Origin of the sequence: Halomonas heilongjiangensis (assembly GCF_002879645.1) — a bacterium.
Taxonomy (GTDB): domain Bacteria; phylum Pseudomonadota; class Gammaproteobacteria; order Pseudomonadales; family Halomonadaceae; genus Halomonas; species Halomonas heilongjiangensis.
Genome location: NZ_PNRE01000001.1, coordinates 1 through 10,949 on the forward strand (window position 1 = coordinate 1; position 10,949 = coordinate 10,949).

General features: G+C 67.8%; 9 protein-coding genes. 5 read left to right on the top strand and 4 right to left on the bottom strand.

The features are described from left to right. Positions 1–1,616 (bottom strand): sulfoacetaldehyde acetyltransferase (xsc, locus tag C1H66_RS00005; RefSeq protein WP_102625874.1); only part of this gene is annotated, 1,616 nt, incomplete at its 3' end. Positions 1,617–1,866: 250 nt separating this feature from the next. Here xsc (C1H66_RS00005) and C1H66_RS00010 point away from each other — a divergent pair. The 5 genes from C1H66_RS00010 (at position 1,867) to C1H66_RS00030 (ending at position 7,154) form a co-directional block, all read left to right on the top strand. Continuing rightward, complete coding sequence (locus C1H66_RS00010) at positions 1,867–2,847, top strand: AAA family ATPase (RefSeq protein WP_102625875.1); 981 nt, start codon at positions 1,867–1,869, stop codon at positions 2,845–2,847. Next, on the top strand, positions 2,844–4,571 hold the full coding sequence (locus tag C1H66_RS00015; RefSeq protein WP_102625876.1) for a cobaltochelatase CobT-related protein: 1,728 nt from the start codon (positions 2,844–2,846) through the stop codon (positions 4,569–4,571). The genes C1H66_RS00010 and C1H66_RS00015 overlap by 4 nt, the downstream gene beginning before the upstream one ends. Positions 4,572–4,618: 47 nt before the next feature. After that, a complete protein-coding gene (locus tag C1H66_RS00020) occupies positions 4,619–4,972 on the top strand; it encodes a Lin0512 family protein (protein ID WP_102625877.1) in 354 nt (117 codons plus the stop codon). Further along, positions 4,965–5,342, top strand: coding sequence for a Lin0512 family protein (locus C1H66_RS00025; RefSeq protein WP_102625878.1), 378 nt, complete (start codon positions 4,965–4,967; stop codon positions 5,340–5,342). Before C1H66_RS00020 ends, C1H66_RS00025 begins: the two co-directional genes overlap by 8 nt. A gap of 210 nt (positions 5,343–5,552) precedes the next feature. Next, positions 5,553–7,154: an alanine/glycine:cation symporter family protein gene (locus C1H66_RS00030; protein ID WP_102625879.1), complete on the top strand. Its 1,602-nt coding sequence runs from the start codon at positions 5,553–5,555 to the stop codon at positions 7,152–7,154. 37 nt (positions 7,155–7,191) lie between these two features. On the opposite strand, the gene C1H66_RS00035 is transcribed toward C1H66_RS00030, so the two are convergent. The 3 genes from C1H66_RS00035 to xsc (C1H66_RS00045) form a co-directional block, all read right to left on the bottom strand. Then, a complete protein-coding gene (locus C1H66_RS00035; protein ID WP_205738603.1) occupies positions 7,192–7,956 on the bottom strand; it encodes a TSUP family transporter in 765 nt (254 codons plus the stop codon). Beyond that, a complete protein-coding gene (gene pta, locus C1H66_RS00040; RefSeq protein ID WP_102625881.1) occupies positions 7,946–8,974 on the bottom strand; it encodes a phosphate acetyltransferase in 1,029 nt (342 codons plus the stop codon). Before pta ends, C1H66_RS00035 begins: the two co-directional genes overlap by 11 nt. A 118-nt stretch (positions 8,975–9,092) precedes the next feature. Next, positions 9,093–10,913 (bottom strand): sulfoacetaldehyde acetyltransferase, encoded by a 1,821-nt coding sequence (xsc, locus tag C1H66_RS00045; RefSeq protein WP_240618160.1) that lies wholly within the window; start codon positions 10,911–10,913, stop codon positions 9,093–9,095. Between the last annotated feature and the right edge of the window lie 36 nt (positions 10,914–10,949).

Consider the following 10,949-nt stretch of genomic DNA (forward strand, 5'->3'; position numbering starts at 1 on the left):
CCGATCTCGGCGAAGCTCTGGTTGTCCAGCTCACCGGCCACGAAGCGCCGGTTGTAGAACTCCACCTGGTTCTTCTTCTCCGCCCCCCACTGGCGGTTGTGGAACACCACCGCGGTCACCGGGATGTCATGCCGCACCGCGGTCATGGTCTCCATCAGGCTCATGCCCCAGGCACCGTCGCCGGCGTAGGCGATCGCCGGCCGGTGCGGCGCCGCCACCTTGGCGCCGATGATGGTCGGCAGCGCATAGCCGCAGTTGCCGAAGCTCATCGGCGCGAAGAAGCTGCGCGGCCGGTCGAAGCGCAGGTAGCTGTGCGCCACGGCGTTGATGTTGCCGATGTCGGTGGAGACCATCACGTCCTCGGGCATCGCCTTCTCCAGCTCGCGCAGCACCTGGCGCGGGTGCAGGTACTCGCCGCCGGAGAACGGCGTCTCGCCCTGGGCCTCGTCGATGGCGTCGAGGCTGAACGGGTCCTGCTCGTGGGTCCACTCGTCGAGCTCGCGCTCCCAGGCCGCCTTCTCGCTGGCGATCCGCTCGGCACGCTGGGCCTTGCTGGCATCGCAGGCCAGCTCGCGGCCGGCCAGGCGCTCGGTGAGCGCCTCGGCGGCTTCCCTGGCGTCGCCGCAGATGCCCACCGCGATCTTCTTCACCAGCCCCAGCATCTTGTGGTCGGCGTCGATCTGGATGATCTTGGCGTCCTGCGGCCAGTAGTCCAGGCCGTGCTGCGGCAGGGTGCCGAACGGCCCCAGGCGGGTGCCCAGCGCCACCACCACGTCGGCCCGGGCGATCAGCTTCATGCCCGCCTTGGAGCCCTGGTAGCCCAGCGGGCCGCACCACAGCGGATGGCTGGCCGGGAAGGAGTCGTTGTGCTGGTAGCTGTTGACCACCGGCGCCCCCAGCCGCTCGGCCAGCGCCTGGCAGGCCTCGACGCCGTCGGCCATCACCACCCCACCGCCGGAGACGATCACCGGGAACTCGGCCTTGGCCAGCAGCTCGGCGGCCTCGTTGAGGGTCTTGGTACCGCCCGGGCCACGGTCGACTCGCGAGGGCTGGGGGATCTCGCACTCGATCTCGCCGTAGAAGTAGTCGCGCGGGATATTGAGCTGGGTCGGGCCCATCTCGGCCATCGCCCGGTCGAAGCAGCGCCCGGTGTACTCGGCCATGCGCGCCGGGTGGGTGACGTGGCCCTGGTACTTGGTGAACTCCTGGAACATCGGCAGCTGGTGGCACTCCTGGAAGCCGCCCAGGCCGATGCCGGTGGTGCCCGCCTCGGGGGTGACGATCACCACCGGGCTGTGCGCCCAGTAGGCCGCGGCGATGCCGGTCACGCAGTTGGAGATGCCCGGGCCGTTCTGGCCGATCACCGTGCCGTGGCGGCCGGAGACCCGCGCATAGCCGTCGGCCATGTGGGCGGCGCCCTGCTCGTGGACCACCGGGATCAGCCGGATGCCGGCCGGGGCGAAGATGTCCATGGCGTCCATGAACGCCGAGCCCATGATGCCGAACATGTCGGTCACGCCGTTGGCGACCAGCGTCTCGACGAAGGCCTCCGAGGGGGTCATGGTCTGCTTGCCCTGCACGACGCTGCGGGTGTCCTGGTTCTCTGGGGTGCTCATCGGGTCCTCCTCGGCGCGCCGCCGATTGATGTTTTTATGGTACGAAAAGTTCCGGATAACGAAACCTGATCAAAATCTAGCTACCCCCGCGGCTGCCCGTCAACATAAATTTCATAAAACGGTACAATTTGATTGATTTTAAGAAATCGGTGTATGCTGCCTCGACGCACTGGCGGCCCATGGGCGCCAGCCCCCGAGACAAGGCCACGCACCAACGGCCAGCGCCCCCAGGCGGGCCGAGGAGGCAGCAATGACAGACCTCATCAACGCCAGACCCGACACCCGGTTGTCGGCCCGGGCACTCTTCGGCATCGACAGTGACCTGCAGGTACCGGCGTTCAGCGAACGCAGCGAGTATGTCCCCGAGATCGACGACGCCTATCGGTTCAACCCGGACGTGACCCTGGCGATCCTCGCCGGCTTCACCCGCAACCGGCGGGTGATGGTCCAGGGCCTGCATGGCACCGGCAAGTCGACCCATATCGAGCAGGTGGCGGCGCGGCTGAACTGGCCCTGCCTGCGGGTCAACCTGGACGGTCATATCAGCCGCCTCGACCTGGTGGGCAAGGACACCATCGTGGTGCGTGACGGCCTGCAGGTGACCGAGTTCCAGGAAGGCATCGTGCCCTGGTCGCTGCAACGCCCGGTGGCACTGATCTTCGACGAGTACGATGCCGGCCGCCCCGACGTGATGTTCGTCATCCAGCGTATCCTCGAGCGCGACGGCCAGTTCTCGCTGCTCGACCAGAACCGGGTGATCGATCCCCACCCCCACTTCCGCCTGTTCGCCACCTCGAACACCGTGGGCCTGGGCAACCTGTCGGGGATGTACCAGGGCACCCAGGTGCTCAATCACGCCCAGATGGACCGCTGGAACATCGTCGCCAACCTCGACTATCTGCCCCACGAGGAGGAAGCCGCCATCGTGCTGGCGCGGGTGCCGAGCAAGAACGACGAGCAGGGGCGCAGGCTCATCGATGCCATGGTCGCGGTGGCCGACCTGACGCGTAAGGGCTTCGCCGCCGGCGACCTCTCCACGCTGATGTCGCCGCGCACGGTGATCACCTGGGCGGAGAACTGCGAGATCTTTCGCAACCCCGCCCTAGCCTTCCGCCTGTCGTTTCTCAACAAGTGCGACGAGGCCGAGCGCCATACCGTGGCCGAGTACTATCAGCGCTGCTTCGGCGAGGAGCTGGACGAATCCTGGATTCACGAGGCGACCCCGTCATGACCCCGAGCGCCCAGCAGCTCGCGCAGCGGCAGCAGAAGGTCGAAGAGCTGTGTGCGGCCACCCTGCGCGCGCTCACCGGCGATGCCGATCTACACTACCGCGGGCGACACCTCTACCGGGGGGAAACCCGGCTGCCCATCCACGCCCCTCACCTGCACATCGACCCCGAGCAGGACGCCCTGGCCGACTGCCGCGCCGCCGCCGATGGCATGGCGCTGCGCCTGCTGCACTCCGATCCGGCGCTGCATCGCCGCCTGTGCCCCGACGACCCCATCGAGCGCCTGGTCTTCGAGCTGCTGGAGCAGTTGCGGGTGGAGACCCGGGTACCGGCGGACATGCCCGGCATGGCCGACAACCTGCGGCATCGCTTCGAGAACTGGTCGCGCGCCTTCCATCGCTCGGGGCTGACCGAGGGCAGCATCGGCATGCTGCTCTACTGCGTGGCCCAGATGTGCTGGTCGCGACTGACGGCCCGGCCCGTGCTGGAAGAGACCGAGGACACCATCGAGAGCATGCGGGTGACGCTGGTCGGTGCACTGGGCGGTGCTCTGGCCGGCATCCGTCGCCACCGCGACGACCAGCAGGCCTTTGGGCCCCATGCGCTGGCGATCGCTCGCCTCGTCGGTGAGCGGGTGCGGGCCGCACGCGCCGCCGCGGAAGACGACGACGAGGCCGCCGAAGACGAAGCCAGGCACGGCTTTGCCCTGCTGCTCGACTTCGACCAGGACGAGGGCGACGATGACGGCATGGCCACCGCGGCAACCGGCACCAGCAAGGTGTTCGAGGAGGCCGCCCTGGCCTATCGTGTCTACACCACGCGTTTCGACCGAGAGGTGGCGGCCGGCCGCCTGGTACGTCGGGCGCTGCTCGACGAATACCGCGAGCGCCTGGACAAGCGCCTCGCCGAGCAGGCCATCAACCTGCCACGCCTGGCGCGCCTGCTCGGCGCCGTGCTCGCCGAGCCTCACCGCGACGGCTGGCGGTTCGGCGAGGAAGAGGGGCGCATCGACGGCCGCCGCCTCGCCCAGCTGGTCAGCTCGCCCACCGAGCGACGCCTGTTCTGCCGTGAGCAATACAAGCCGACGGCCGACTGCGTCGTCAGCTTCCTGATCGACTGTTCGGGGTCGATGAAGCACCATATCGAGCCGGTCACCATGATGACCGAGAGCCTGATCCGCGCCCTGGAGATGATCGGCGCGCGCAGCGAGCTGCTCGGCTTCACCACCGGGGCCTGGAACGGTGGCCGCCCTTACCGGGAGTGGATGAGCCACGGCCGGCCCCCCGGCCCCGGGCGGCTCAATGAGGTCTGCCACCTGGTGTTCAAGAGCGCCGACCGCCACTGGCGGCGGGCGCGTACCGATATCGCCGCCCTGCTCAAGCCCGACCTCTTCCGCGAGGGCATCGACGGCGAGGCGGTGGACTGGGCCTGCAACCGGCTGCTCGCGCGCAGTGAAACGCGGCGCATCCTGGTCGTGATCTCGGACGGCTGCCCGGCCGACAGCGCCACCGGCCTGGCCAACGACGGCTTCTACCTGGACAACCACCTGAAGGACGTCGTGGCGCGGCGCACCCGGGAGGGCGAGGTGGAGATCCTCGGGCTCGGTGTGGGCCTGGACCTCAGCCCCTTCTATCGCCGCTCGCTTGCCACCGACATGTCGCAAGCCCTCGACGGTGCCCTGTTCCAGGACATCGTCACTCTCATCGCGGGCGGCCACCGGCGCTGAGGTCGGAGCCGGCCCGCTTCTCTACACACAACCACGGGGCAACTCACATGGCCAAGACCCGGATGGTGACCCAGTTCGGCATGGGCACCTCGATCCGCAGCCGGAACTACACCGCAGCCGCGGCGCGGGCGATTCGCGATGCGCTGTGGCACAACTCGCTCAACGTCGCCGATGCCTTCGGCTTTCCCAAGCAGGCGATGCTGATCGATGTCGAGGTCGGCGTGCAGCACCCCGATGCCGTCGATGTCGCCGCCCTGCTCGATATCTTCCCGTATGGCCAGCCCTCGATCACCCTGGTCAAGGGCGGACTCGACGTCACCAAGCCCGACGGCAGTGGGCTCACCGTGATCGCCAATGCCGCCGTCATCGTCTCCTTCGACATGGAGCCCCACCATGACTGAGCGTCGTATCATCCTCGAGATGGGGACCGGCAACGACCTGTACGGTGGCGACTACACCAAGGCGGCCTGCCGCGCGGTGCAGGACGCACTGCACCACTCCTCCATCGTGCTGTTCAAGTCGCTGGGCTACGACCACCGGGAGATGCGCGTGCAGGTCACCATCGGCGTGCAGGAGCCGGACCGGGTCGACGTCGACGTGGTCACGGCCGAACTGCCCCGCGGCCGGGCCGATGTCAACGTCGTGCACGGCGGGCTGAACGTCCACGACCCGGACAACGACACCACCCATGTGATTGCCACGGCGGCGATCGCGGCACTGCTGCCGATCGACCCTGCCCAGTGGCGGCTGAGCACGGGTGGCGGGGCCTGATCGGCCGCCGGGCCGACACCGCCGGTTTCCGCCTCCGCCATTCGTTGCCGGCCACAGGTCCCATCATTGTCTCCCAACTGGCCCCAACGGTAGGGGGCCAGCCCTGCTAGGGTCATGACTAGCGAGACAACGGATCGCCACTCGGCGGACAGCCGAGTGGCCTGTCCCTGGCCCCGATACAACGACAACGACTCGCGAGGCACCCTGCTTATGAGTCTCCCTCTCCCGTCGCGCCCACCGCTCTGGTCCTTTCCCCTACTGCTGCTGAGCGCGACTTCCAGCGCCCAGGCGGCCAGCATCGACCAGGCCACCGAGGCCTTGATCGCCCCCGTGGCGTCCCTGTTCTCCTCGCTGATCTTCTTCAGCCTTCCCCTGTTCGGCGCCGAGCTGCCGCTGGTGGTGCTGTGGCTGGTGGCCGGTGCGGTGTTCTGCACCGTCTATTTCAACTTCATCAACGTGCGTGGCCTCGGCCATGCGTTCAAGCTGGTGCGCGGCGACTACGCCCACCCCGGTGACCAGGGGGAGGTCTCGCACTTCCAGGCACTCGCCACCGCGGTCTCCGGTACCGTGGGGATCGGCAACATCGGAGGGGTCGCCATCGCCATCTCCCTGGGCGGCCCCGGCGTGCTGTTCTGGATGGTACTTGCCGGCTTCCTGGGCATGTCGACCAAGTTCGTCGAATGTGCCCTGGCCACCCACTACCGCCGCCAGAATGCCGACGGCAGCGTCTCCGGCGGGCCGATGTTCTATCTCGCCCGCGGCCTGGCCGAGCGCGGCCTGCCGCGCCTGGGGCGCGCCCTGGGTAGATTCTACGCGGTGGGGATCGTGATCGGCTGCCTGGGGATCGGCAACATGTTCCAGTCCAACCAGGCCTTCATGCAGTTCGTCAATGTCACCGGCGGCGCCGAGGTCAGCTGGTTTGCCGACAAGGGCTGGCTATTCGGCCTGATCATGGCCGCGCTGATCGGCATCGTGATCATCGGCGGCATCAAGTCGATCGCCCGGGTCACCGAGAAGGTGGTGCCCGTCATGGCCCTGCTCTACTGCAGCATGGCACTGCTGGTCCTCGCCATGAACGCCGAGGCCATTCCCTACGCCATCGGTGCCATCTTCCAGGGCGCCTTCACCGCCGAAGGGGTCGCCGGCGGCACCCTGGGGGCGATCATCATCGGCTTCCAGCGGGCGGTATTCTCCAACGAGGCCGGTATCGGCTCATCGGCCATCGCCCATGCCGCGGTGCGCACTCGACAGCCGATGACCGAAGGCTATGTCTCGTTGCTCGAGCCCCTGGTCGACACCATCATCATCTGCAGCCTCACCGGCCTGGTGATCGTCACCACGCTCTACTATGACCCGGCCTTCACCAACGGTTCTGGCGGCATCGAGATGACCTCACGGGCCTTCGAGCGCAACGTGGCCTGGTTTCCGCTGCCGCTGTCGGTGGCGGCCCTGCTGTTCGCCTTCTCCACCGCCATCTCCTGGTCCTACTACGGCCTCAAGGGCTGGAGCTACCTGTTCGGCGAGGGGCGGCTGGGACGCAACCTGTTCAAGCTGCTGTTCTGTGGCTTCGTCGTGATCGGCTCGATGATCCAGCTGCAGTCGATGCTCGACCTCTCCGATGCCCTGGTGTTCGTGATCTGCGTGCCCAACATCCTCGGCATCTACCTGCTGGCACCGGTGATCAAGCGAGAATTGAAACGCTACCACCGCAAGCTGGCCAGCGGCGAGATCACCGACTACCGGACCCGCACCGCCCGGCCGATGCCCTCCACCAGTGCCACCGCGGCGCCGTCGGACCGGGCGAAGCCCTGAGCCATGCTCAGGCATGGCCCACCACGCGATCGCTGCCTCAGATGAGCTCCGCCAGAATCAGACTCATGCCGATCAGCATCAGCACGAAGAAGGCGATCCGCCGCATCGCCAGCGGAGCAAACGGCAGGGGAAAACGACGCCCCAGATAGGTCGCCAGGGCGATGACCGGGACCGACCAGGCCGTGAGCAGCAGGATCTCGGTGTTCATCTGCCCCTGGGAGACCACGAACAGGGTACGTACGCCGGAGGTCACAGCGAAGAGCAGAATCAGCAGGTTACGGATGCGTACCGGCTCGATGGGCTGACGGTAGCAGTGATAGATCAGTGGCGGACCGGCGATACCAAACAGCCCCCCCAGCAGGCCGGAGAGCCCACCGAACAGGACGAAACTGCGCCGCGGAGAGAGAGCGATCTGACGGCTCGGACGCAGCAGCAGGCTCGCGCCACCGTAGAGGATGACCAGCCCCAACAGCAGCCTGAGCAGCGAGGCGGCGCTGCCGCTGAGGTACTCGAGCAACAGCACCCCTGCCACGATCATCGGCACGATGCCGAGGCCGGCCGCCCGCACCGACGGCCAGTCGATGTGCTGCAGCCTGCCGGGCAGGGCCACCAGGCAGTTAATCAGCGTCATCAGGCTGACCACGGCGGCGACGGAGGCCACCGGGGCGATGCCTAGCCCGCTGGTCGCCCCCATCACGATCATGCCCAGGCCGAAGCCGGTCACCGTCTGGAAGTAGCCGGCCAGGGCGGCAATCCCCAGAAACGGCAGCAGGTGCTCGACACCCACGGCCTCAGTCGCCACCAGCCGACCGGCGGCGACTATCGGCCGCCTGGGCCTGCACCGTGGTCACGGCGATGACGTGGTAGATGTCGTCGACGCTGCAACCCCGGGACAGGTCATTGGCCGGCTTGGCCAGCCCCTGCAGCAGCGGGCCGATGGCCTCGGCGCCGCCGATGCGCTCGGCCAGCTTGTAGCCGATGTTGCCGGCCTCCAAGTCGGGAAAGATCAACACATTGGCGTTGCCCCTGACCCGGGAGCCCGGCAGCTTGCGCTCGGCGATCTCGGCGACGATGGCGGCATCGAGCTGGACATCCTCGTCGATGGCCAGGGCCGGACGCTGCGCCTTGACCCGCCGTGCCGCCTGCACGACCTTCTCCACGTTACCGTGGCGAGCACTGCCGCTGGTGGAGAACGACAGCATGGCCACCCGCGGTGGCTCGCCCAGCAGCGACTCGGCGCTGTCGGCCGCCGCCATGGCGATATCCGCCAGCTCGTCGGCATCCGGCTCGATGACCAGGCCGCAGTCGGAGAAGATGATGCCCCCTTTCAGGCTATGGAAAGGCTTGCACAGCATCATCAGAAAGAAGCTGGACACCAACCGACACCCCGGCGCCACCCCAAGAAGCTGGATCGCCGTGCGTACCACATCGGCCGTGGTGTGAACCGCACCGGCCACCGAGCCATCTGCGTGCCCTTCCCGCACCAATAAATTGGCGAAACACAGCGGCTCGCGTACCGCCTGCTCGGCCTGCTCGCGCGTCATCCCCTTCCTTTCCCGCAGCGCATGGAGCGCCTCTGCCAAAGAGCCGGTCAGGGAAGAGTCGGCAGGATCGATCAGCTCGACTCCTGCCAGGTCGACCCCGTGGGTGGCCGCCGTCGAGGTGATCGCCTGACGATCCCCTACCAGCAGGATGCGGGCGATGCCATCCTTGGCCGCCCTGACGGCCGCTCGGAGAATGCGTTCGTCCTCCCCCTCGCAGAGCGCGATGCGTCGGGGCGAGTGGCGGGCACGATCGAGTATCCGGTTCAGTGCTTTCATGTCATAGACCTCCTGCACTCGGGCATCACATAGCCCTGGAGACAAAGCCCTGGAGAAAAAACCCCCGGCCAAGCCGGGGGAAGACCACTTCCGCTATTCGCTCGCGATCGCTTGAGCCTCAAACGTAGTCCTGGTACTTCTCCAGCAGGCGCACCGGCTTCTTCAGCGCGTCGCGGCGGAACGGGTCGCCCAGCTCGCGGGTGCACATGATCTCGAGGATGCAGGTCTTGCCCTCGGTCATCTGCAGGTCGATGGCCTTCTTGAGCGCCGGGCCCACGTCCTCCAGCCGGTCCACGGTGATGCCCTCGGCGCCCATCGCCCGGCCGATCTCGGCGAAGCTCTGGTTGTCCAGCTCACCGGCCACGAAGCGCCGGTTGTAGAACTCCACCTGGTTCTTCTTCTCCGCCCCCCACTGGCGGTTGTGGAACACCACCGCGGTCACCGGGATGTCATGCCGCACCGCGGTCATGGTCTCCATCAGGCTCATGCCCCAGGCACCGTCGCCGGCGTAGGCGATCGCCGGCCGGTGCGGCGCCGCCACCTTGGCGCCGATGATGGTCGGCAGCGCATAGCCGCAGTTGCCGAAGCTCATCGGCGCGAAGAAGCTGCGCGGCCGGTCGAAGCGCAGGTAGCTGTGCGCCACGGCGTTGATGTTGCCGATGTCGGTGGAGACCATCACGTCCTCGGGCATCGCCTTCTCCAGCTCGCGCAGCACCTGGCGCGGGTGCAGGTACTCGCCGCCGGAGAACGGCGTCTCGCCCTGGGCCTCGTCGATGGCGTCGAGGCTGAACGGGTCCTGCTCGTGGGTCCACTCGTCGAGCTCGCGCTCCCAGGCCGCCTTCTCGCTGGCGATCCGCTCGGCACGCTGGGCCTTGCTGGCATCGCAGGCCAGCTCGCGGCCGGCCAGGCGCTCGGTGAGCGCCTCGGCGGCTTCCCTGGCGTCGCCGCAGATGCCCACCGCGATCTTCTTCACCAGCCCCAGCATCTTGTGGTCGGCGTCGATCTGGATGATCTTGGCGTCCTGCGGCCAGTAGTCCAGGCCGTGCTGCGGCAGGGTGCCGAACGGCCCCAGGCGGGTGCCCAGCGCCACCACCACGTCGGCCCGGGCGATCAGCTTCATGCCCGCCTTGGAGCCCTGGTAGCCCAGCGGGCCGCACCACAGCGGATGGCTGGCCGGGAAGGAGTCGTTGTGCTGGTAGCTGTTGACCACCGGCGCCCCCAGCCGCTCGGCCAGCGCCTGGCAGGCCTCGACGCCGTCGGCCATCACCACCCCACCGCCGGAGACGATCACCGGGAACTCGGCCTTGGCCAGCAGCTCGGCGGCCTCGTTGAGGGTCTTGGTACCGCCCGGGCCACGGTCGACTCGCGAGGGCTGGGGGATCTCGCACTCGATCTCGCCGTAGAAGTAGTCGCGCGGGATATTGAGCTGGGTCGGGCCCATCTCGGCCATCGCCCGGTCGAAGCAGCGCCCGGTGTACTCGGCCATGCGCGCCGGGTGGGTGACGTGGCCCTGGTACTTGGTGAACTCCTGGAACATCGGCAGCTGGTGGCACTCCTGGAAGCCGCCCAGGCCGATGCCGGTGGTGCCCGCCTCGGGGGTGACGATCACCACCGGGCTGTGCGCCCAGTAGGCCGCGGCGATGCCGGTCACGCAGTTGGAGATGCCCGGGCCGTTCTGGCCGATCACCGTGCCGTGGCGGCCGGAGACCCGCGCATAGCCGTCGGCCATGTGGGCGGCGCCCTGCTCGTGGACCACCGGGATCAGCCGGATGCCGGCCGGGGCGAAGATGTCCATGGCGTCCATGAACGCCGAGCCCATGATGCCGAACATGTCGGTCACGCCGTTGGCGACCAGCGTCTCGACGAAGGCCTCCGAGGGGGTCATGGTCTGCTTGCCCTGCACGACGCTGCGGGTGTCCTGGTTCTCTGGGGTGCTCATCGGGTCCTCCTCGGCGCGCCGCCGATTGATGTTTTT